The 22,158-nt window shown below is 35.6% G+C and carries 20 protein-coding genes and 2 riboswitches; of the genes, 8 read left to right on the forward strand and 12 right to left on the reverse strand.

What is annotated here, in order from left to right:
• The first annotated feature begins 279 nt into the window (after positions 1-279).
• The 3 genes from FG384_RS09200 to FG384_RS09210 all read left to right on the forward strand — a co-directional run bounded on the left by FG384_RS09200 (position 280) and on the right by FG384_RS09210 (position 3,848).
• Positions 280-1,560, forward strand: coding sequence for an ATP-binding protein (locus tag FG384_RS09200; RefSeq protein WP_142642305.1), 1,281 nt, complete (start codon positions 280-282; stop codon positions 1,558-1,560).
• A gap of 2 nt (positions 1,561-1,562) precedes the next feature.
• Complete coding sequence (locus FG384_RS09205; RefSeq protein ID WP_142642306.1) at positions 1,563-2,453, forward strand: response regulator; 891 nt, start codon at positions 1,563-1,565, stop codon at positions 2,451-2,453.
• Positions 2,454-2,573: 120 nt separating this feature from the next.
• On the forward strand, positions 2,574-3,848 hold the full coding sequence (locus FG384_RS09210) for a cation:dicarboxylate symporter family transporter (RefSeq protein ID WP_142642307.1): 1,275 nt from the start codon (positions 2,574-2,576) through the stop codon (positions 3,846-3,848).
• A 23-nt stretch (positions 3,849-3,871) separates the two neighbouring features.
• Here the strand turns inward: FG384_RS09210 and FG384_RS09215 are convergent, their stop codons facing one another.
• Positions 3,872-5,068 (reverse strand): SLC45 family MFS transporter, encoded by a 1,197-nt coding sequence (locus FG384_RS09215; protein WP_142642308.1) that lies wholly within the window; start codon positions 5,066-5,068, stop codon positions 3,872-3,874.
• Positions 5,069-5,338: 270 nt separating this feature from the next.
• Positions 5,339-5,438: riboswitch (purine riboswitch) on the forward strand.
• Positions 5,439-5,478: 40 nt separating this feature from the next.
• On the opposite strand from FG384_RS09215, the gene FG384_RS09220 reads away from it, so the two are divergent.
• The 4 genes from FG384_RS09220 to FG384_RS09235 all read left to right on the forward strand — a co-directional run bounded on the left by FG384_RS09220 (position 5,479) and on the right by FG384_RS09235 (position 9,936).
• Complete coding sequence (locus FG384_RS09220) at positions 5,479-6,768, forward strand: NCS2 family permease (RefSeq protein WP_142642309.1); 1,290 nt, start codon at positions 5,479-5,481, stop codon at positions 6,766-6,768.
• Positions 6,769-7,212: 444 nt separating this feature from the next.
• A riboswitch (Lysine riboswitch) is annotated at positions 7,213-7,395 on the forward strand.
• A gap of 126 nt (positions 7,396-7,521) precedes the next feature.
• Positions 7,522-8,364: a transporter substrate-binding domain-containing protein gene (locus tag FG384_RS09225; protein ID WP_142642310.1), complete on the forward strand. Its 843-nt coding sequence runs from the start codon at positions 7,522-7,524 to the stop codon at positions 8,362-8,364.
• A 63-nt stretch (positions 8,365-8,427) separates the two neighbouring features.
• On the forward strand, positions 8,428-9,183 hold the full coding sequence (locus tag FG384_RS09230; protein WP_142642311.1) for an amino acid ABC transporter permease: 756 nt from the start codon (positions 8,428-8,430) through the stop codon (positions 9,181-9,183).
• An 18-nt stretch (positions 9,184-9,201) separates the two neighbouring features.
• A complete protein-coding gene (locus FG384_RS09235; protein WP_142642312.1) occupies positions 9,202-9,936 on the forward strand; it encodes an amino acid ABC transporter ATP-binding protein in 735 nt (244 codons plus the stop codon).
• 1,035 nt (positions 9,937-10,971) lie between these two features.
• Here the strand turns inward: FG384_RS09235 and FG384_RS09240 are convergent.
• From FG384_RS09240 to FG384_RS09255, 4 genes are all read right to left on the reverse strand, one after another.
• Positions 10,972-12,060 (reverse strand): copper resistance D family protein, encoded by a 1,089-nt coding sequence (locus tag FG384_RS09240; RefSeq protein ID WP_142642313.1) that lies wholly within the window; start codon positions 12,058-12,060, stop codon positions 10,972-10,974.
• A gap of 3 nt (positions 12,061-12,063) precedes the next feature.
• A complete protein-coding gene (locus FG384_RS09245) occupies positions 12,064-12,597 on the reverse strand; it encodes a copper resistance CopC family protein (protein ID WP_142642314.1) in 534 nt (177 codons plus the stop codon).
• A gap of 958 nt (positions 12,598-13,555) precedes the next feature.
• Positions 13,556-14,746 carry an MFS transporter gene (locus FG384_RS09250; RefSeq protein ID WP_142642315.1) on the reverse strand — a complete coding sequence of 397 codons (1,191 nt, stop codon included), beginning with the start codon at positions 14,744-14,746 and terminating at the stop codon, positions 13,556-13,558.
• A gap of 1 nt (position 14,747) precedes the next feature.
• Entirely contained in the window at positions 14,748-15,197 is a 450-nt protein-coding gene (locus FG384_RS09255) for a MarR family winged helix-turn-helix transcriptional regulator (RefSeq protein WP_205961772.1), read from the reverse strand.
• Positions 15,198-15,446: 249 nt separating this feature from the next.
• Here FG384_RS09255 and FG384_RS09260 point away from each other — a divergent pair, with 249 nt between their 5' ends.
• A complete protein-coding gene (locus FG384_RS09260) occupies positions 15,447-16,613 on the forward strand; it encodes a TraB/GumN family protein (RefSeq protein ID WP_142642316.1) in 1,167 nt (388 codons plus the stop codon).
• A 377-nt stretch (positions 16,614-16,990) separates the two neighbouring features.
• Here the strand turns inward: FG384_RS09260 and FG384_RS09265 are convergent, their stop codons facing one another.
• From FG384_RS09265 to FG384_RS09295, 7 genes are all read right to left on the reverse strand, one after another.
• Positions 16,991-17,545 (reverse strand): NADPH-dependent FMN reductase, encoded by a 555-nt coding sequence (locus tag FG384_RS09265; RefSeq protein WP_142642317.1) that lies wholly within the window; start codon positions 17,543-17,545, stop codon positions 16,991-16,993.
• 160 nt (positions 17,546-17,705) lie between these two features.
• A complete protein-coding gene (tatA, locus tag FG384_RS09270; RefSeq protein ID WP_142642318.1) occupies positions 17,706-17,903 on the reverse strand; it encodes a twin-arginine translocase TatA/TatE family subunit in 198 nt (65 codons plus the stop codon).
• A 106-nt stretch (positions 17,904-18,009) separates the two neighbouring features.
• The gene (gene tatC / locus FG384_RS09275; RefSeq protein ID WP_142642319.1) at positions 18,010-18,765 is read right to left on the reverse strand and encodes a twin-arginine translocase subunit TatC; all 756 of its coding nucleotides are present in this window, start codon (positions 18,763-18,765) and stop codon (positions 18,010-18,012) included.
• 271 nt (positions 18,766-19,036) lie between these two features.
• Complete coding sequence (locus FG384_RS09280; protein ID WP_142642320.1) at positions 19,037-19,570, reverse strand: 1,2-dihydroxy-3-keto-5-methylthiopentene dioxygenase; 534 nt, start codon at positions 19,568-19,570, stop codon at positions 19,037-19,039.
• A gap of 15 nt (positions 19,571-19,585) precedes the next feature.
• Entirely contained in the window at positions 19,586-20,197 is a 612-nt protein-coding gene (locus tag FG384_RS09285) for a methylthioribulose 1-phosphate dehydratase (protein ID WP_142642321.1), read from the reverse strand.
• Positions 20,194-20,859 carry a 2-hydroxy-3-keto-5-methylthiopentenyl-1-phosphate phosphatase gene (locus FG384_RS09290; protein WP_142642322.1) on the reverse strand — a complete coding sequence of 222 codons (666 nt, stop codon included), beginning with the start codon at positions 20,857-20,859 and terminating at the stop codon, positions 20,194-20,196. The genes FG384_RS09285 and FG384_RS09290 overlap by 4 nt, the downstream gene beginning before the upstream one ends.
• A gap of 5 nt (positions 20,860-20,864) precedes the next feature.
• Complete coding sequence (locus tag FG384_RS09295) at positions 20,865-22,079, reverse strand: 2,3-diketo-5-methylthiopentyl-1-phosphate enolase (RefSeq protein WP_142642323.1); 1,215 nt, start codon at positions 22,077-22,079, stop codon at positions 20,865-20,867.
• Between the last annotated feature and the right edge of the window lie 79 nt (positions 22,080-22,158).

A 22,158-nucleotide genomic window follows, 5' to 3' on the forward strand; every position in this document is an offset into this window, starting at 1 on the left:
TCCGGTTAAATCGTACATTTCTGTTATCTAGGAGGAATGAAGCTTGTTAGTAGTGGGTTAAAGAAGGGACAAGGCTGGGAAAGCTGCTGTGCATCTGATGTAGTTATTAGAGTTGAAGTATATAGCAAGTTTCCTCATATAGAATAATTTCGCTACCTATTTGTTTTTTCCTTTCTCCAGTTGAAATAATTTTGATAGGTTGATTGTTGGTAAACTATAATGGGGCGTAAAGGAAAAAGTCATTAAAGTATAAATGTATGTTGGAAATGGGAGAATATTATGTTTTTTACACATCGATTTTTTAAGAAAGAATTTTATAGATCAGGTTTTATGTTAATGCTTTTGATAGCCTTGGTGACATCGATTATTAGTGAAGTCAAAGTTATTCCATTCGATGAAGAATCATTTAGGTTCGGATTAGGAAGCATCACTTTTTTTCTACTTATCCTTATTTGGTCACCCGCATCTCTGATTCGGACTGGATTTGTTACGGGGCTGACAGTTGTATGTTTGAGAATATTTGGGGATGTTGTTCTAAACGATATCCAAGTGACATTAAGCCTAAAAAATCATCTTCCGGCTTTTTTATTTTACTTTTTATTTGCATTGGGTTTACACATAATAAAGGTTAATCGGTATAAAACATTTCCACTTCTATTAGGTGCATGGGCTACTCTTTTTGAATTTCTAGGAAACGGTATGGAGCAGCTTACCCGGCAATTACTATTACATCATACATTATTAAGTTTGAAAGAGTGGGCATTATTACTAGGCGTTGCTTTGTTTCGAAGCTATTTCGTAGTAGGATTGTATAGTTCCTTTACTATTTCGGAACAAAAGAAGCGTTTGGAAGAAACGCTTGGAGTAGGCTCTGAATTATATGCAGAAACACTTTATTTGCAAAAATTAATGAATCATATTGAACAAGTTACTGCTTCTAGCCATGATTTATATCGACAATTAAAAAAGAAAGAGTTACATGAGTTAAGTATTCAAGCGTTGCATATTGCACAAGAAATTCATGAAGTGAAAAAAGATTCCCAACGTATTTTGTCAGGGCTTTCTAAAATAACTGTAAGTAAAGTAGATAACCCTCTTTTTCTTTCGGATGTACTTAACTTCGTCGTTAGTGCAAATGAAAAATATAGTGAGCTATTAAAGAAAAATGTAACCTTCCATTTAATGGCGACAATCGATTATGAAACGGATCAGCAAATTCCGCTTCTAGCACTTCTTAATAATCTAACAGCAAATGCTGTTGAAGCTATTTCCCATAAAGGTGAAATTATGATTGAAATTTTTGAGGAATCAACTCGAACTTGTTTTGTTATAAAAGATACAGGTGCAGGAATTTTAGAAGAGGATGTATCTGTGATTTTTGAACCGGGTTATACGACAAAGTTTAATGATCAAGGGGTTGCAGCGACAGGAATTGGATTATCTCATGTGAAAGAGATTATTCATACGCTAAAAGGGAAGATTCAAATTGAAACACCGAAAATAGGTACCGTTTTTCGGATTGAAATCCCAACTGAAAACATACGAAAGCGAGTGGAATAAAACTGCGTTATTTTATTGTAGATGATGATACAGCAAGTAGAACAATGCTGAAGAAAATTATTATGGAAGGTGAACTAGGAGTTGTCATAGGCGAGGCGGAAAGTGGAGTTGCTTCTATTACATCCATTCTAGATATGCAACCTGACGTTGTCCTAATTGATTTGTTAATGCCAGAACTGGACGGCATTGAAACAATTATGAAGTTACGAAAAGAAGACTTTCAAGGACAATTTATAATGATTTCTCAAATTGTTAACAAAGAAATGGTAGGGGAAGCTTATGAAAATGGAGTAGAGTTCTTTATACATAAACCAATTAATCGTGTGGAAGTGCAGAGTATTTTAAGAAAAACAGCAGAGCAATTTAGATTAAAAGATTCGCTTCTAGCAATACGGGAATCATTAGAGAATATTAATCCTGGTAAAACAATGCAAAGAAAACAAAGCGTAAAGGAGATAGTTTTGTCGATTTTGAATGATATGGGGATTATCGGTGAAGTAGGAAGTGATGATATTGTTAAAGCTATGGAAGTACTTATGAATGAAAGTGAAAGAAGGACACAATTACCCCCATTAAAAGATTTATATGAAGCAGTTGCTGCAAAGCTAGACTCGCCTAAAGTTGATATAAAAAAGGAAAGTAAAGCGATCGAACAGCGGATTCGTAGAACAATTCTAGCAGCTATAAATAATTTAGCTTCATTAGGCTCAATTGATAATACGAATCCAGAGTTTGAATACTACGCACCACGTTATTTTGACTTCCAAGAAATTAGACATCAAATGCTCCATATTCAAGATAGTAAATTTGATTCACTGAAAGTAAAAATCAATAGTAAGAAGTTTCTTCAAGTGTTATATTTAGAAACTTTGGATAAATACAAAAAGCAATAATGAAAACAATAAATTTTTAAATGTCGGATTTTGTCGGATTTTATAAGTCACCTGTAAAATATTCTAAAGGCTACTTTTAAGTGAGAAAGCGTTTTCAATATTAAAGAGGTGATTTATTTTATGAAGAAAAAGTTTAAATTTACTTTGGCATATCAGATTTTAACCGGATTAATACTAGGGGTTATTGTCGGAGCTATTTTCTTTGGAAATCCTGCAGTAGAGAAAATTTTGCAACCAATTGGTACCATCTTCATTAATATGATTAAAATGATTGTTGTACCAATCATTGTTTCTACTTTAATCTTAGGTGTTGCAGGGACTGGAGATATAAAGCAATTAGGTAAACTTGGTGGGAAAACATTAATTTACTTTGAAGTTGTTACAACGATTGCTATTATCGTTGGTCTTCTTTCGGCAAATATTTTCCAACCAGGTGAAGGTGTGGATATGTCCACTCTTTCTAAAGGGAATATCGATCAATATGTTCAAACTACGGAAGAAGTACAAAGCCATGGTTTTGGAGATATCCTTGTAAATATTGTTCCAAGTAATATTGTCCATTCAATGGCAGAGGGTGATATGCTTGCTATTATTTTCTTTTCTGTAGTATTTGGCTTAGGAATTGCAGCCATTGGTGATAGAGGAAAACCAGTACTTGCATTTTTCCAAGGTACAGCAGATGCAATGTTTTGGGTAACAAATTTCATTATGAAGTTTGCTCCATTTGGCGTATTTGCTCTAATTGGTGTGACGGTTTCAAAATTCGGTTTAGAATCTTTAGTACCACTTGGAAAATTAATGATACTTGTTTATGCAACAATGATCTTCTTCATCATTGTTGTACTTGGTGGTATTGCGAAGCTAGTAGGAATTAATATATTCCACCTAATTAAAGTGTTGAAAGATGAGCTTCTTTTAGCATATTCTACATCTAGCTCAGAAACAGTATTGCCAAAAGTAATGGAGAAAATGGAGAAATTCGGATGTCCAAAAGATGTTGTATCTTTTGTTATTCCAACCGGTTATTCGTTTAACTTAGATGGTTCTACATTATATCAAGCAATTGCAGCAATTTTTATTGCGCAAATGTATGGTATCGATCTAAGTATTACGGAACAAATTACATTAGTATTAGTATTAATGGTTACGTCTAAAGGAATCGCGGGTGTACCGGGAGTGTCTTTCGTTGTATTACTAGCAACTTTAGGAACTGTAGGTATTCCAGTAGAAGGTCTTGCGTTCATTGCTGGAATTGACAGACTTCTAGATATGGCTCGTACAGTAGTAAATGTAGTAGGTAATGCATTGGCTACAGTTGTTATGTCTAAATGGGAACATCGATTCGACACGGATAAAAAAGAGGAGTATTATGCCTCTCTTAATGAACCAGCATAAAAAACAACAAACCGGCTGTCCATTTAGAGGCCGGTTTTATTATTGTATTTTCGATTTTGTGTATTTGAAGGCGTTTTAACTTTAAGCATACAGGCTAAAGCAAAGAGCATGCTTCCAGCAGTAGCGTTAAATAAAATTCCAAAACCAAATAAATCAATTAATAAACCTAAAATTGGAGGTGAAATAATTGCAGCTAATGAAGAAACTAAATAATACAAGCCTGTTCGTGTTCCAAAACTATGTTCACTCCCAAAAGAAACGATATAGGGATATGAATTAATATTTATACTAGCCCAAAACATCCCTCCAAGTAATAGAAGTGTGCGTAAGAAAAAGACAGTTTCCACCCAATTTAATAGAAAAAAAACAAAAAATAAACCAATGATTCCGATTAAAATCATTTTTTTCTTCCCATATTTAGCTCCTAATAGCCCACTCGGTATAGCGGAAAGTACAAAGCTTAATGAAAAGAAGGCTAAAGAAAAAGCGGAAGCACTTTTTGATAAGCTAAGCTCATTTATCCCATATAACGTAAACAATGCCTCCATACCTTGAATTGCCATAAACCAAAAAAAGATAGCTGCTAATAGGAATATTGTTGGTGCATTTAGTTCCACTTTGTAATTAATTTTTGGTGTAGTCAAAATTGTATAAGGTATAGCATCTCTGTTTTCTTTAATTTTATTAAAAACAATTAATAAAGCTATTAAGAACATTGCCGAAACTGCTAGGAATGGTAATGATTCTTCTATATCAAATAAAAGTGAACCGGCACTAAATGCTAATATACCACCGCAACCCCCCATAAAATTTATTATTCCGTTAGCTTTTGTACGTTCAGTTTCAGGAGTAATATCTGGCATTAGGGCAATGGTAGGTGAGCGAAAAATCGCCATAGATAAATTCATACATACCATAAAAATGATTAAAGTAAGCAAACTAGTATGGAAAGGAATAAGACCGAAGAACAAAGCTGCAATCGGAATACCGATAAGTAAGTAAGGCATACGCCGACCGTAGCGTGTATTTGTTCGATCACTACGATTTCCTATATAAGGCTGCAAAAAAAGAGCAAAATAATTATCAATTGTCATTAGAAAACCTATCAATGCAGTACTAGTAAGATAATTATCAAGGAAGAACGGGACAAATCCATTGTATAAGGACCATCCTAAACTAATGCTAAAAAATCCAAACCCTAATAGCCATATTTTTTTCAACTCAGCTCTCCCTCGTATAGCAAATATAAAAAAGAATTGTACTTACTATATATATGGATTTTTTCATGAATAAGTCCTTTTGGTTTTTATAAGCTCTACCAAAAAGGGTTATGAGAATGAACAAAAAATTGTAAATGTATATTCGCATTTTTAATTATTTAATCCAAAATTAAAAATTTTAGAGGTTAAATATACCTAAAAATACGAACGATAATCATTGACATGTTTGTAATGTTCGTTTAATATAATGTCCGTAGTAATTATTAAATGAACAACTAAAAACACTTCATTCGTATATTCTCAGTGATAAGGTCTGAGAGTTTCTATTAAGAACCGAAAATTCTTAACTACGAATGGGGAGATTCGTCTTCCCATTTTTAGTTAGGAATTTTTTATTTTAAGGAGGAAATATGGAACGTTTATTTAAATTAAGTGAACTGGGCACAAATGTGAAAACGGAGATACTAGCAGGCTTTACAACATTTTTAACAATGGCATATATTATTTTTGTTAATCCGGCAATTCTATCGGCAGCAGGTGTCCCATTTGATCAAGTTTTTATTGCGACAATCGTTTCAGCAGTAATTGGAACGTTAATAGTGGCTTTGTTTGCAAATTATCCTATTGCTATTGCACCTGGAATGGGGATGAATGCTTATTTTACTAGTGTTGTTGCGACACAAGGGGTTAGTTATCAAGTAGTTTTTGGAGCAGTTTTGATAGCTGGTTTATTATTTCTTTTATTAACGTTTACTAAGTTCCGTGAACTACTTATCGAATCTATCCCAGCTTCCTTAAAGTATGGAATTACTTCGGGTATTGGGCTTTTTATTGCTTTTGTTGGTTTAAAAATGTCAAAGATTGTAGTAGGTAATAATGATGCATTAGTAACGCTTGGCAATTTACGTGACCCAGTTGCTATGCTGTCTATAGCAGGCATATTAATTACATGTGTTTTAATTGCTCGTAAAGTTAAGGGAGCCTTATTTATAGGAATGTTTGTAACTGCTATAATCGGTTATTTTACGGGGATGTTGCAATTTGAAGGTATTGTTTCGACTCCGCCGGAAATTGTATTTTTTGATTTAGATATTGCGGGAGTTTTTTCAAATTCTTTATATACAGTTGTGTTTTCATTTTTACTTGTTACTATTTTTGATACGACAGGTACAATGATTGGAGTAACGGAGCAGGCTGGTCTCATGAAAGATGGCAAACTACCAAAAGCAAAATCAGCTCTTACAGCGGATGCTGTGGCGACAACAGTTGGTGCGGCTTTAGGTACGAGCCCATCTAGTGCATACATCGAATCGACAGCTGGAGTAGCAGCTGGTGGTCGTTCAGGATTAACTGCGTTCGTAGTAGCGATTCTATTCTTAGGTGCTTTATTCTTTTCTCCATTAGTATCGGCTATTTCATCACTTCCAGCAATTACAGCTCCAGCCCTAATTATTGTTGGTTGCTATATGATGGAAGGGTTAGCAAAAATAAATTGGAAGAAGTTTGATGAAGCTTTTCCTGCCTTTGTAGTTATTCTTACGATGCCTTTAACTTCTAGTATTGCGACAGGAATTGCACTAGGATTCATTACTTATCCATTAATTAAACTTGCGAACGGTAAAGGAAAAGAAGTGCATCCAATTATTTATATCTTTGGAGTTATTTTTGTTCTTCAAATGGTCTTTTTCCCAGGACATTGATAGATATATTAGAAGGTAAGAGATCTGGTTTAAGAAAACAAAGTATCATAAAAAGTGTAGCATATTCTCTTTTATCCATTGAGAGAATGCTACACTTTTTTAGATTAAAGGGATTAGGTTAGGTGAGGAGTAAACTTATAGAAGATTCTTACCACGCAAAACCAATCTTTTGATCAGTAAACTATAAAACACCGTTTTCTTTTTTTGTCTCCATTTGAAAGAAGGGTGGGTATAGGGTGACACGAATCGAGTACTTATAGGATATTTAGCGCTACTTAAGATCTAGAAAATAATAGATTTAAATAATTTGGAAAGTATATAATGACCTACAAATATTTTGCTTATATTTATTTTTTTCAGAACCGTATATATAATAGACTAGTTGACACATATAATATGTTGTTGTAGACTATGAAGCATAATTGAATACGACCTCACTTGAACAGGTGGGGTAGAGGCGCGATATTTAACAGTCCTTAGTGGAGTTTGAGAAACAATGATTCTAAGGAGAAGGAAATGTCGCCGAAGTTTGTAATAATTCTCGGTATTACATGCTGGGTCTGCAGTTAAGAACTGCAGGACTGTCACTATAAACGTCCCGGTTTATAGTGGTGAGCTATCTCATTTGGGTAAAGAAGAGGATTTAGGGCAACTATACATATTGCGACCTGAGTTCATCTCAGGTCTTTTTTTTATAGCTTGTCCTTTTTTAGACTTTAAAAACATAAACTTATATAAAAGGAGAGAGATATCATGAAAAACAAATCATTTATTTTATTAACCATGTTCCTTTCGTTAATTTTATTATTGGCTGCATGTGGAACAAGTAATGGAGAAAAAACAGGATCATCTTCCAAAGAAAAAGAAACGTTTACGATTGGTTTAGAAGCTGGTTATCCTCCGTTTAACTGGACACAAATGGATGACACTAACGGTGGAGTGAAACTTAAAGGCAGTGCAGAGTATGCAGGTGGATACGATGTAGAAATCGCCAAAAAAGTTGCAGAAGGGTTAGGAAAAGAATTAGTCATTGTTAAAACAGAATGGGATGGTCTTGTACCAGCACTAACATCAGGTAAAATCGATGCAATCATGGCGGGAATGTCTCCAACTGAAGAGCGTAAAAAGACAATTGACTTCTCCGATAACTACTACACTTCTAATTTTGTAATGGTTGTAAAAAAGGGCGGTCCTTATGAAGGAGCAACTTCAATCCAAGACTTCAGTGGTGCAAAAGTAACTGGACAGTTAAATACTTCCCATTACGGAGTAATCGATCAAATTAAAGGTGTAAAGAAACAAACTGCTATGGATAACTTCCCAGCAATGCGAGTTGCATTAGAATCAGGAAAGATAGATGGATACGTTTCAGAACGTCCAGAAGGAATTAGTGCTTCTTCAGCAAATGAAAACTTTGTAATGGTAGAATTTACAGATGGATTTGTTGCATCTGAAGAAGAAACAGCAGTTGCAGTTGGACTTACAAAAGATAGTGAACTAACAGATAAAATCAATGAAATTTTAGCGAAAATTTCAGAAGAAGAACGTCAAGAAATTATGGATAATGCTATAAAAAATCAACCAGCTGCAGAATAATGATTTAGTATTACCGGCTGCAACATTTATGCAGTCGGTTTTTAAATCTAAAGGAGGAATACGATGAGTTTTGAGTGGATAGTATCAATCGTTTCGGATAACTGGCCGATGTTCCTTCGTGGAGCAGGTATAACTCTATTAATATCAATAATTGGTACGATTATTGGCTCAGTTATTGGATTATTGGCAGGGGTTATACGTACAATTCCTGCGCCTGAAAGGACAGTAAAACGAATAATATTAAAAGTAGTAAATATTATTCTTTCAATTTATATTGAGTTTTTCCGTGGAACACCAATGATTGTACAGGCAATGGTTATTTATTATGGGTCTATGTTAGCTTTTAATATCGATATGAACCCAATAATGGCAGCTGTATTTATCGTATCTATTAATACTGGAGCCTATATGGCTGAAATTGTACGTGGTGGAGTAATTTCAATCGATAAAGGGCAATTTGAAGCTGCACAAGCAATTGGTATGAATCATATTCAAACAATGCTACATGTCGTATTGCCACAAGTAATTCGTAATATTTTACCTGCTACAGGAAACCAGTTTATTATTAATATTAAGGATACTTCTGTATTAAACGTAATTAGTGTATCAGAATTATTTTTCCAAACGAAATCAATCGCAGGTAACAATTTCCGTTACTTTGAATCGTTTTTCGTAGCATGTGTTTTATATTTTGTTATGACGTATGCAGTAACGTTAATTTTACGTTATTTTGAAAGAAAATTAGACGGTCCAGAAAATTACAGCATGATTGGTCAACCAGCACAAGTTACAAAAACAAGAGAAACAGAAGCTCATTAAAACGAAGGAGGAGCATTTATGGAAAAAGTAATTGATATTCAGCACTTAAGCAAATCCTTTGGAGCTCATGAAGTATTAAAAGACATTGACTTTTCCGTGAATAAAGGAGAAGTTGTATGCATTATTGGTTCTTCTGGGTCTGGAAAATCCACACTTCTCCGTTGTATAAATCTATTAGAAAAACCAAGTGGTGGACAAATTATTTATAATGGAGAAAATATTTTAGATGATAAACATGATATCCACAAGTATCGTACAAAGCTAGGAATGGTTTTCCAACAATTTAATTTATTTAACAACCACAATGTCCTAAGCAATTGTGGTGTTGGACAGGTAAAAGTATTAAAGCGTTCAAAAGAAGAAGCAGAGAAAATAGCAATGAAATATTTAAAAGTCGTTGGAATGGATCAATATGTTAATGCAAAAGCTAAACAATTATCTGGTGGTCAAAAACAACGTGTTGCGATCGCTCGAGCTTTATCAATGGAACCAGATGTAATGTTATTTGATGAGCCAACTTCTGCTCTCGATCCAGAAATGGTAGGGGAAGTTCTAAAAGTTATGAAAGAACTAGCGGAGTCAGGTCTTACAATGTTAATTGTTACGCATGAAATGGAGTTTGCTAAAGAAGTTTCTGACCGTATTGTGTTTATGGACAAAGGAGTAATTGCGGAAGAAGGAAGTCCAGAGCAAATTTTCAATAATCCTAGACAAGAACGTACAAAAGAGTTTTTAAAGCGTACGATAAAATAGATGTATCATATAAAGAGGAGCTGCTATTGCAGCTTCTTTCAGACTATAGGAAAACTGGATAATATCGAGTTTGCCTATAGTCTTTTTACTTATAAAAAGAATTAAGATTAATGGAGTTCGGAAAAGCCACTCGCTTTCCGCGGACGAATCGCCAAGTCTCCTCCTCGCTATGCTGAGGGCACTGAAAAAGTCCCTATAATTTGACGTTACCAGATGAGGTTGTCCTATATTCCAATACATAAGAAAATCGTTGAAACGGCTCCCTTTCCGCGGGCGTTGCCTCAGCCTCCTCGCTTCGCTGCGGGGTCTTCGACTAACGCTATTCCCGCAGGAGTGTCGCCTTTTTCAACGATTTTCTAGAAATGAAAAAGTATATATATTAAAAAATAGACTGTTTTTCAGTGCCCTCGCTAAGCTCGTGCGGGGTCTTGGACGCTCCGTTTTTCCGCAGGAGTCTCGCAGCTTTTTTCCTCTACGTATTGAATCAAGAAGTGGTTAAACGTTGATGTCCTTAAACATACAAAATGAACGTGATCAGCTAGTGATGATTAAGTCTTTGTTCAAATAAAAATAGAATTAAGATTAATGGAGTTCGGAAAAGCCACTCGCTTTCCGCGGACGAATCGCCAAGTCTCCTCCTCGCTGTGCTGAGGGCACTGAAAAAGTCCCTATAATTTGACGTTACCAGATGAGGTTGTCCTATATTCCAATACATAAGAAAATCGTTGAAACGGCTCCCTTTCCGCGGGCGTTGCCTCAGCCTCCTCGCTTCGCTGCGGGGTCTTCGACTAACGCTATTCCCGCAGGAGTGTCGCCTTTTTCAACGATTTTCTAGAAATGAAAAAGTATTTATATTTATAAATAGACTGTTTTTTAGTGCGCCCGCTACGCTCGTACGGGGTCTTGGAGCAGGAGTCTCGCAGCTTTTTCCTTTACGTATATGGATAAAAGATCAAAAGGTTTCGGGAATGTTGGGCATTCCCGAAACCTTTTTTGTCTTAAATATAGGCTACTAAATGGATAGTTTCTTATCTCTTACTTTATACTTAGAATTAGTGCTAAATAGCTAGAAAACACGATTAGAATACTTAACAGAAATGTGAGGAATGCAGGAGCTTTTTTAAGAAAAGCATAAATTGTTAAACCAATTAAAAGAATTGATAAGATCAATAGTGATATTCCCTTAACATTAGCTGCAAGCTCTACGTTCATCACTTGAAGATTTTGCCCTTGATAAAAATAGCTGTAAAGCTTAGAAGGGCCTTCATTCTTAAATGTACTTTCAGTAGGTGGTGATTGATGACTTAGTGCTGCCGTTACTGAAAAAATGAGTAATACTACTAAGCTTTCTACCTTAGCCCAAGGCTTCGGATTAAAGGACAAATCATTTTGTAGTTTCTTTTTCACAAATAGGCTATTAATAGCTGCGTATACAAGCAACGGTATGATTAATAAATGCTTTATTAACAAAAGTTGTCCATAAGGGAGCATCCAAGCATCTGTATACTTGTTAAAATCAACCACATATGTCATTAAAACAATTCCAGAAATAGCCGTTACACTAAAGCAAATAATTGCAACTGGTGTAAACCACTTTAAAAAGTTCAACCAGTTTGAAATCCCTTTAGAAAACCAGCTAACTACTAGTAAAACACCTATCCAAATCGTAACTGCTGCAAAATGACTTGTATGTGTTACGAAACCTTTTACATGACTAATGGAGGTAGCGTGACTTGCCCAACCTAATCCTAAAATTAATAGAAACGTTAATACAAGTCCTCCAATCGAATATGTTCTATTCGATTGGTTCTCAAACCAGAGAAGAAAAATAAACAGTACATTCGCTACTAGAAAAGTGGAAATCCATGCTTTCCCTACTTCAAATGTACGAAGTACCATTTGAGATGTTCCTACAAGATCATTTCCTTTATCCAATTGCAATATTAGCAGCAAAATAGGAACAAATGAAAAGATAGCAATCCCTAAAGTAGCAGTAACTTGTATCCATCTTTGTATACTTATCTCTGGTTTTAAAGAACTCGGCACTAGTGCTATAAAAAAACTACCAATTAAAATGGAAAAACAAAGATATAAAAGTATCTCACTAATAATAAGCATCGTCATTTATTATTTCTTTCTACGTAACCAGAAGAAAACACCAACAATGATGGCAATTAATGCAATAACAATGATAGGAACTATATTAGTAGATGATTGTACTTCTTCTGCCTGCTTAGCTTGTTCAGTTACAGGAGTTTCTACAGTGTTTTCTTCCTCTACTACTTTATCTTCTACCGGTGTTTCAGCTGCAGCAACCTCTACTGTAAAAGGAATATTACCTTCGATTGGATGCCCATCTGCTCCAATAATGCTCCAAACTACTTCGTAATTTCCATTTTCCAAAGGATTTGATAATGCACCTACCATTTGACCTTCATTAATAGAAATATTTTCTACAGGAATTGATTCACCATTCGAATTTTTTAATTCAAACGTGCTACTTTGTTCTATTTTTCCTTCAAAAGTTAAAGTAATTTCGCTTAATTCTTCCTTAATTACTTCTCCATTTGCAGGTGAAGAACTCTCTAATCCTGTATGTGCAAAAGCACTATTTGCAAATGAAAGCATAAAAACAAATGCAATTAAAATTATTTTTTTCATAACTATTCCTCCTAAATAAAAATACTTAACCTATTATACCTAGCCTTTGTGAGAAAAGTATGAAATAAGACTTTGAAGTTTGAAAGCTCATGCAGTATGAAATGTTAGAAATAAGAAAAGTGCAAGCAACCTTTAAATGCACCTTGTCTTTAATATTCCCTGAGGGCTTAGTATTAAACGTTTGCTAGGTCATTACCGGAGGTTATTTTTTGGGAGGGTAGGAATGTTCGGAGACAGACTGCCTTTGGTTTGGCTAATGAAAGAAAAATACTTCCCACTAGCTAAAGCAGCGCCCGAAGATACAATTTCGGGCGCACTTTTGCTTCGTTATGAATAGATACTACTTTTTCATTTCTAGAAAATCGTTGAAAAAGGCGACACTCCTGCGGGAATAGCGTTAGTCGAAGACCCCACAGCGAAGCGAGGAGGGCACTGAAAAAATCGAATTAGTATTTTTGTAGGAACAATTTGCTGTATTTAATTAAGAGAATTTAGCGCGACGCATGAGACTCCTGCGGGAAAGCGAGACAGACGAGACCCCGCACGAAGCAGAGCGAAGAAGGAGGAGGCTCGTCGCTCGCCCGCGGAAAGCGAATGCCAAAGCGCAAAATTCTCCTAGGACTATTTGATAGAAAATTTATTAGAATAACACTTTTTCAGTGCCCTTGAAGCGAAGAGGCTGAGGCAACGCCCACGGAAAGGGGGCCGTCAACGATTTTCTTATTTATTGGAATATTGGACAACCTCATCCGGCAACGTCAAATTGTAGGGAGTTTTTTTAGTGCCTTCAGCCGTAGAGAGGAGGAGGCATGACGATTTGTCCGCGGAAAGCGAGTGCATTTTTCCGGACTCCATTAATCTTTATTCTATTTTATAAGTAAAAAGACTGTAGGAAACCTCATAGTATCGAGTGTGTCTACAGTCAGAGTCTATCCATCTGGGATAGGTTTTTAGTTTGTTATTCTGTTATTAAACCAGCTTTTTCTTTTCTTCCATGTAAGAAGAAATAAGGGATGATTGTAATGATAGCTAATACTCCTAAAATTACATATAGAATGCTATAACCTGTTAATGGAATAATAAATCCAAGTACATATGGGCCGAAGCCTAGTCCCGCATCTAGGAAGATAAAGAAAGTAGATGTTGCAAGCCCCATCCGATGCGGTGGTGTTAATTTTACCGCAATAGCTTGAGTTGTCGACTGCATATTACCGAACCCAAGACCAATTAGAATACCAGCTAGTAATAACATGAAGCTATTGCTAGCTGTGCTTAGTAGCAGCATTCCTGCACCAAAGATTAAAAAGGCAGGGTACATAATATAGTTTGCACCTTTTGTATCCATTATACGGCCAGTAAACGGTCGTGATACTAATACTGCAACTGCATATACGATAAAGAAGAAGCTAGCTGTCTCTACTAGATTAATTTCAATAGCATAGAAGTTGATAAAAGAGAGGGCACTTGCGTAACAAAAAGCAACAACTAATGTTATGAAAGCAATGGGTAATGCTCTCGGTTCTACAAAGTTGGAAAGCTTGAATCCTTTTGTTTCGGTTGTTTTTGTTGGTATTATGCTTGGCGGAACATGAAGAAAGATTGCAGTGATAAAACTGACAATTCCTAAAGCAAGGCAGAATGTAAAAATCATATGGAAACTTGTATGATGACTCATATACAGACCAATAAATGGACCGATTGCAGTAGCAAGCGTTGCGCTCATGCTATAGTAACCAATTCCTTCTCCTTTTCTTGTCAGAGGGATAATTTGTGCGACAATCGTACCGGAAGCTGTACTTGCTATACCTAACGTTAAACCGTGAAGAAATCGGTTAACTAGTAGAAAAGGCAAGCCGAGGTTTACAAAATATAGAGCTGTCGTTAACGTAAATAGGGCTAACCCTATAAACAAAGTTTTTTTACGACCGATTAAATCGATGACACGGCCTATAAAAAGACGACCAATTAAAGTTCCGATGATAAAAATGCCGGTGACTAAACCAGCTTCACTTGTGGAAGCATTGAATTCGTCCACTGTATAAACAGCAATTGTTACCATTAATAAATAAAAAATTAACGTTAATAAAAAATTGACAGAGGATACAACGATAAAATCCTTTGTCCATAGTTTAGGTTTTGTTATATCCAATTTATTTGTCTCCTTGTTCTAGAATATTACTCCGGATTTCTCCCATCATTCGAATTGCTTTTAGCTGATCCTCTTCGGAAATTCCCTGTAAAATACTTTGTTCAAACGCATCTATCGTCACTCGTACATCTTCATAGACCTTTTTTCCAAGTAAAGTAAGCTGCATTTTCTTTTCGCGTCTATCTTTGCTCGGCATTTGCTCTACATATCCCAGTTCCTCTAAACGAGTAATAGTTCTTGTAACAGTCGGCTTTTCTACACTTTGATAATTAGACAGTTCGACAAGTGTGGCGGAATCATTACGGTATAAATAAAACAAAATTGACCATTGGGCTCTATATAAATCATGTTTCGCAAGCTGGATATTCAAATGGTTCTCGAATGGACGGTATAAAAGCAAAAACTGATGAAAAAATTCACTATATGATTTGATTCGAAAAACCCCCCTCATAAATAGTTACTCAAGGTAATGGTTATCCTAGGTAACTATATTAATATATACTTTTTTTAGAAATTTGTCTAGAAAAAATTATCGATTCTCTTCTAGATACATGGATTTCCTAGAGATTTTCTTCGGTAAAAGTGTAAAACATAATTGAAATTTACCCTAATCTAATTCATTATTAATAATAGACAGTCTTTTCGTGAGCTATAAATAGAACTTACGTAAAAGAAATATGTTCTACGAAGGAAGAAACCTGTGAGAGAAGAAAATATCACTCGTATAAATTTAGATGGTAAAGAATTGATATTAATCGGAACGGCACATGTATCGAGACAAAGTGCAGAACAAGTGAAAGAAGTTATTGAAGCAGAAAGACCAGACTCTGTTTGTATTGAGTTAGATGAACAAAGATATCAATCTGTTATGGATAGTAATAAGTGGAAAGAGATGGATATTTTTAAAGTAATTAAAGAAAAGAAAGCTACATTGCTTTTAATGAATTTGGCAATATCTTCTTTTCAAAATCGTTTAGCAAAGCAATTTGATATAAAGCCAGGACAGGAAATGATTCAGGGGATTGAGTCGGCAAATGAAATTGGAGCAGATCTCGTATTAGCTGATAGGAATATCCAAATAACATTTTCACGTATTTGGCATAATCTTGGATGGTCTGGTAAGGCACAACTTCTTACTTCTGTTTTCTTTAGTATTTTCAGTAAAGAAACAATTACAGAAGAGGAACTCGAAAAAATGAAATCACAGGATACGCTGAACGCTGTCCTTGCGGAATTTACGGAATCCTTTCCGAAACTAAAGACTCCTTTAATCGATGAACGAGACCAATATTTAGCGCAGAAAATTAAAGATGCACCAGGAGATAAAGTAGTAGCTGTATTAGGTGCTGCACATGTTCCAGGTATTACAAAAGAAATTCAAAAAGAACATGATTTAGAAGCATTGGCTCAAATTCCTCCTAAATCCATAGTGCCTAAAATTCTTGGATGGGCAATACCAGCACTTCTTATTGCTATTGTATCCTATACCTTTATATCCAATCCGACTGCAGGGTTCGATCAAGCGTTAAGTTGGATACTATGGACAGGAAGTTTCGCTGCTATTGGTGCTGCTATCGCTTTCGGTCATCCACTAGCTATATTATCTGCTTTTATTGCTGCTCCGATCACTACCCTGCACCCTTTAATAGCTTCTGGATGGGTTTCAGGAATTGTACAAGCATTTTTCCGTCGACCAAATGTAGGTGATTTTGAAACACTCTCAGAAGATGTTTTTACTGTAAAAGGCTTTTGGCGTAATAAAGTTACCCGAATTTTACTTGTTGTCGTACTAACTAACTTAGTGGGATCTATTGGAACATTTATAGGCGGAGCAGATGTTATTAGGGTTTTCTTTAAAAACTTATAGTACCTTTATGGATGCAGGAATAAATAAAAAAATCCCTTCTTTACATGTAGTAGCAGTGAAGAGGGGGATTTTAATTTGGGAAGGAATATTAATAGAAACGGCTCAAAAGTATTGTTGTAGCATACTTTTGAGCCGTATTTTTATATAAATAAGAAAGTATAAATTTTTTTGATCAGTATCGATCGATCTCCAGCGCCTAGCCCCTCGAGGTCAAATAACCTTCCCCAATGAAGTCAAAGAACGACTTCTTTTGGGAAGAACATTTGCTCGTCGCAGGCCTGCACGATGCAGGTCATACAGTCGGTGCGACACGATGTCGCGAACTTAGACTGTATTCCTCTAATCAAGGCGCTTGCGCTTTTCTTATTAAGAATCTATTAACGGATTGTTTTTAATGCGCCGCCCCATGCAATAAGTTCATCAAGCATTGCATTTGCATTTGCTGAATGATATTCAGCAGGTTTGAACACGCTCATGTTTTCAAAGTCCGTCATAAGTGAGAATGTAACAGCTGTACGTACGTCAGCTACTGATAATTCACCTAAAATTAAACGCATATTTTCATGTGCACGTGTGCCACCTAAACTACCATAACCAACAAAACCGGCAGCTTTGTTAGCTACTTCTGGCTTCAAGAAGTCAGTAGCATTTTTAAGTGCTCCGCCAACTGCGTGGTTATATTCAGGTGTTATGAAAATGTAAGCATCAAAAGAAGCCATTTTTTCTGACCACGCTTTGATTGCTGCATTAGCTGCATCTTGTTCTGATGCAGGAAGTTCTGCACCTAAGAAAGGTAATTTGTAGTTTGCAAGATCCACTAACTCATACTCTGCGTCATTGCGCTTTGCTGCGAAGTCATACATCCATTTAGCAACAGCATCACCATTACGACCTTGACGAACACTACCTTGAATAATACCGATTTTTAACATGAATATTCCTCCAATATTTATAGTTAAATTCTCGCTTACTTTTAGATAAAGAATCTCGAATTCAAGGTAATTATAATCCAGAGCTCCATGTAGAGTCAATTTAGATGCTTATAAAATAAAAAAAGCCAGCTACTCTACAGAATAGCTGGCGATGAATGTATTAATTTTTCTTTTTTGCTTCTTTATCATCTAATTTGAATTCTTCTGCTACCTCATCCACGATATCTTTTGTGGAGTTTTTAAATTCTCTTAACGTTTGTCCAACAGCTTTACCTAACTGAGGTAGTTTAGATGGTCCAAAGACGATTAAAGCAATAACTAGAATGATAATTAAACCTGGTACACCGATGTTTGGCATGGTGCGTACCTCCTCTTAGTTGTTTAATATATTGGTCAAGTGGCGAATGTGCATAATTAGTTAACTTGCTCTAGTTAGTATAACACGTTTAAGAAGATATATTCTTCTATTCCTCTAAACTTTCATCTAAAAGTGCTTTTTTAGCGAGCTGTTTTTTATAGGACCAGCTCGATACGAGAATGCTAATTTCAAACAGAAGTAATAGCGGAACAACAATAATGAAGTCAGAAATAAAGTCAGGTGGTGTTATAGAAACTCCAACTATTACAAGTATGAAGTAGGAGACTTTTCTCATTTTTCGTAATCGATCCGGAGTTATTATTCCTAATTTCGTTAAAAATAGTATGATAACAGGTAATTCAAAAACGATACCTACTGGAATGATTAAATTAAACATAAACGTAAAATATTGTTGCATACCATACGTCTCTAAAGCACCAATCGAATCATTAATGTTAGACATAAAATTCAACATTAGAGGAAATAAAATAAAATAACTAAAACTAATCCCTGCTAAAAATAAAAAGAAAGAAATAGGAATAAAATAAATAGTTCCTTTTGCTTCTTTATCAAGCAACCCTGGTTTAACAAATAACCAGATTTGGTACATTGCAACAGGCAAAGTAATTAAGATAGCTAAGATTAAAGCGCATTTAACATAAATCATTAAACCATCTGTATAGCCAAATACGTTCCATTCAACATGTGCGGCTGTAGGTTGTTGTTTAAGAAAAGTTAATGTTTTTGGCGCCATCCAAAATCCGAAGGCAAGAGAGAGAACAAACGTTACAGCTACAATAATTAGCCTTTTCCGCAGTTCAGTTAGATGTTCGACAAGCGTCAATTCAGGTTCTTGTGTCATGTGTTTTTACCACCCCATTTTCCCAAATACAGTGAAATGCTTTGCTAAAAATAATGATCTTCGTATAGCAAACAAAGTAAGTCCTAATCTTTAGTATTAAGTACTTTTTAAGAAGGAATGTTGTTTTGTATCATCTAAACATTATACTCTTCCAATAGAATTTGTAAATAAAAGCACTCACTTATTAAAAAAAATATGTACAAATTAAGAAAATGTATTATAATAACAAAACTCCTGATTTGCTTTTATCGGCAATCAGGAGTTTTGTTAATTATTTTTGAACAACTTCATCTTGGTAAACAGGTACCCATCCTTCAGCTGTTACAAATATTCGAACTGCTACTACTTTACGGTCTTCTGCAAGTGTAAAGTAATGCGTAATATTTTCAGGAACGGAAATCAAGTCTCCAGGTGTAAGATGAACTTCGAAAAAACGCTCGTCTTTACCTTGGATAATAAATACTCCATGACCACTAACGATATAGCGGACTTCATCGTCCGTGTGAAGATGTTTACGCTCAAAGTTTTTCAGTAGTTCATCTAAGTTCGGATTAGAGTCCGATAAAGAAATTACATCGGATGCCTTATATCCACGACGGTTTGAAATATTATCAATTTCCTCTTTGAATGCTTGTAAAATTTCGTCTTTTTCTTCATCGCTTAGATCGAATTTTTCACGAAGATGTACTGGTAACTTTTCTATATCCCAATGCTCATAAATAACTTCTTGTTTCTCTAAAAATGCTGCAACCTCGTTTTGTACTTCAATTATTTCGTTCGTTTCTTGAATTTTAATGATAGCCATTCCAAACTTCCTCTCTTATTTTATTTGATGTAATGCTAATTGATACTGAAATAAAAACTCGCAAGCTTCTAGTAGTTTTTTTGCTTCAAAACCATCTTTGCCCCAAACAGTAATGCCATGGTTTCGAATTAATACAGCACCTTTATCTGCAAGTATATGGGACTTAAATGCTTCTGCAAGATGCGGAATATGAGCGTAGTTAGGGATGATAGGAATCGAGAGTATATCGTCTTCCTCCCACAAGCCAAAAGCTTTTATAAGTTCTTGACCTTGAAAATCTATTTTCCCTTTGTCCCCATATAATTCGGAAATAACATTATTTGCGACTGTATGAACATGGAGGCTACAGCCGGAAGATGTTTTTTCATATATAGCACAATGTAGTAATGTTTCAGCAGAAGGTTTTAAATTGGACTCTTCCACGAGGTCTCCACTAGCATTTACAAGTAAAAAGTCTTCTGGAGTTCTCTTTTTCTTATCTTTTCCGCTAGCTGTGACTAAAAATTGTAGTGGTTCATTGCTCACTTTTATAGCTAAATTTCCACTAGTCCCCATAAACCAGTCACGGGCAGCAAGTTCATCTTTTATGTCCGCTAACTCTTCCCATTTACTTTGGAGTGTCGTCATATTTCTACACCTAGCTTGGTTTCAATAATGCTAATAACATCTTGAAAATTCTCGAATGGCTCATAAGGAATATTCAATTGCTCACATTTTTCGATTAGAAAATCCCTAGCTATGACGATGTCTGCTAACTTAGCGGCTTCTAAATCAGTAATGGAGTCTCCAATTACAACGCTTAACGCATCTGTACCTTGAAGTTGACGGATAATAGACGGCTTACAGCATCCACAACCTTGACTTGAACATAGCGCATCACAACCATGTGGGAACTTAATTTGTATTGTATCTCCCGAAAAATCGGATTCATTACAATAAAGTCCGGAAAATGGACCGAACTGTTCAAGAATTGGAGTTACGAAGAAATCGATCCCACCACTAACGATATATAGTGGTATATTGTTTTTTCGCGTATAAGAAACAAATTCTGCAAATCCTTCTCGAATTTGTGCTTGTTCTAGCAAATAAGAAATGATTTGGTCCTTTAATGAGACAGGTAGTAGAGCAAACATCGCCGCTACACCTTCCCGGATGGACTGCTTTTGTCCTAAAATATTCTCTTTAATCGGTAAGTATTCCGGAGGAGCGAATTTTTTCATGATAGAGATAATATTATCTTGATTTGTAATAGTGCCATCAAAATCACAATAGATGACTAGTTTACTCATTTTGCTTACCCCCATAGTTCTATTGCTGTTTTTAATTCATGGTGCTGATCTGCCGCTTCTACAAGAGGTATTCCATTTAGGACAGCTGTTACAGCTTGTCTGAAAGCGAGTCCTCCTCCGATAGCGCCAGCAGGGTGACCATGTACTCCTCCACCAGCATTAATGATGCTATCAATCCCATAATCCTCGATTAATAGAGGAACTAGACTAGGATGAATACCTGCAGAAGGGACTGGAAAAGCTCTTTTTACTGCACTTACTTTCGTTAATTCTTCGCCAAGGGAAAGAGCAACTTTTTTTTCAAGTGCAACACTACCGTAAGGGGAAGGAAACAATGAAAAATCTGCCCCTGCATAGCGAGTTAACTTGCCAAGTAAAAGTGGTGATGCAACCCCATAAGATGGGGAAGACGTAAACGAACCACTATATGCTGGATGGGCCATAAATGGCAACTGTATATCATTGTCTTCTACAAGCTCTTGAAGGACATCTAGACCGTAAGTATGGACATTGAATAATAGTGCATCAGCACCTAGTTCTTTTGCTTTCTTCGCCTTATCCCTCAATTCGGACGTTCGCCCAGATAAATTCACGGCATAAAGGGTTCGATGTCCAGTTTCTTCATACACTTGACGTAATACTTCTTGTGCAGTTGTAATTCTTTTTTCAAAAGGAGTAAGCGGATTTTCAAAAAGGATTTCATCATCTTTTACAAGATCCACTCCTCCAAGGGCTTGTTGTCGAAGCTGTTCAGCTAAATAATCGATATCTCTACCAATTACCCCTTTGAATATACTCATGAGGAGTGGGCGGTCGTACACATTTAGCGAGTTTCGAATATTATCTATACCAAACCTTGGACCAGGAAACTTAGCTAATAATTCTGGAGAAAATTCTAAGTCTAAAAGTTTCACTTCACCATCGAGTGAAAGTTTTCCAAAAACAGTTGTTAAAATCGCAGGCAAATCAGAAGAGAAGTTTAAACTAGGATAAGTAATTTTAATTTCTGCTCTGATTTGCTCTGGTTTCAGTGGATGTCGAGTGTTTTCGTATTCGGTTATAGAAACTACATTTCCTTTATGCTTTTTTAATTGCTCCTGTTCAAGCAATGGTAAATCGGTCCAGGATCCAATAGTTAAACCAAGTGCGATATCTTCCGCCTTTTTTTCAAAAGAACCAAGCTTTCCATATAGTTGATAGAGAGAGGTTACACTACTCATTATTTATCACATTCCTTTATTTTTACATTTAAATCTAAGTTGCTGTGCTTTTATTAAAAATAAAAAACCTCTTCAAATA

It is taken from the genome of Psychrobacillus vulpis (assembly GCF_006861825.1).
Classification (GTDB): Bacteria; Bacillota; Bacilli; order Bacillales_A; family Planococcaceae; genus Psychrobacillus; species Psychrobacillus vulpis.

Coding starts and splice junctions, on each gene's coding strand:
- FG384_RS09295 (WP_142642323.1), bottom strand. CDS start 22,079: ATGAGTAGTGTAACCTCTCTCTATCAACTATATGGAAAGCTTGGTTCT.
- FG384_RS09210 (WP_142642307.1), top strand. CDS start 2,574: ATGAAGAAAAAGTTTAAATTTACTTTGGCATATCAGATTTTAACCGGA.
- FG384_RS09255 (WP_205961772.1), bottom strand. CDS start 15,197: ATGAGGGGGGTTTTTCGAATCAAATCATATAGTGAATTTTTTCATCAG.
- FG384_RS09240 (WP_142642313.1), bottom strand. CDS start 12,060: ATGACGATGCTTATTATTAGTGAGATACTTTTATATCTTTGTTTTTCC.
- tatA (WP_142642318.1), bottom strand. CDS start 17,903: ATGCCAAACATCGGTGTACCAGGTTTAATTATCATTCTAGTTATTGCT.
- FG384_RS09285 (WP_142642321.1), bottom strand. CDS start 20,197: ATGACGACACTCCAAAGTAAATGGGAAGAGTTAGCGGACATAAAAGAT.
- FG384_RS09230 (WP_142642311.1), top strand. CDS start 8,428: ATGAGTTTTGAGTGGATAGTATCAATCGTTTCGGATAACTGGCCGATG.
- FG384_RS09220 (WP_142642309.1), top strand. CDS start 5,479: ATGGAACGTTTATTTAAATTAAGTGAACTGGGCACAAATGTGAAAACG.
- FG384_RS09225 (WP_142642310.1), top strand. CDS start 7,522: ATGAAAAACAAATCATTTATTTTATTAACCATGTTCCTTTCGTTAATT.
- FG384_RS09265 (WP_142642317.1), bottom strand. CDS start 17,545: ATGTTAAAAATCGGTATTATTCAAGGTAGTGTTCGTCAAGGTCGTAAT.
- FG384_RS09235 (WP_142642312.1), top strand. CDS start 9,202: ATGGAAAAAGTAATTGATATTCAGCACTTAAGCAAATCCTTTGGAGCT.
- FG384_RS09290 (WP_142642322.1), bottom strand. CDS start 20,859: ATGAGTAAACTAGTCATCTATTGTGATTTTGATGGCACTATTACAAAT.
- FG384_RS09200 (WP_142642305.1), top strand. CDS start 280: ATGTTTTTTACACATCGATTTTTTAAGAAAGAATTTTATAGATCAGGT.
- tatC (WP_142642319.1), bottom strand. CDS start 18,765: ATGACACAAGAACCTGAATTGACGCTTGTCGAACATCTAACTGAACTG.
- FG384_RS09280 (WP_142642320.1), bottom strand. CDS start 19,570: ATGGCTATCATTAAAATTCAAGAAACGAACGAAATAATTGAAGTACAA.
- FG384_RS09245 (WP_142642314.1), bottom strand. CDS start 12,597: ATGAAAAAAATAATTTTAATTGCATTTGTTTTTATGCTTTCATTTGCA.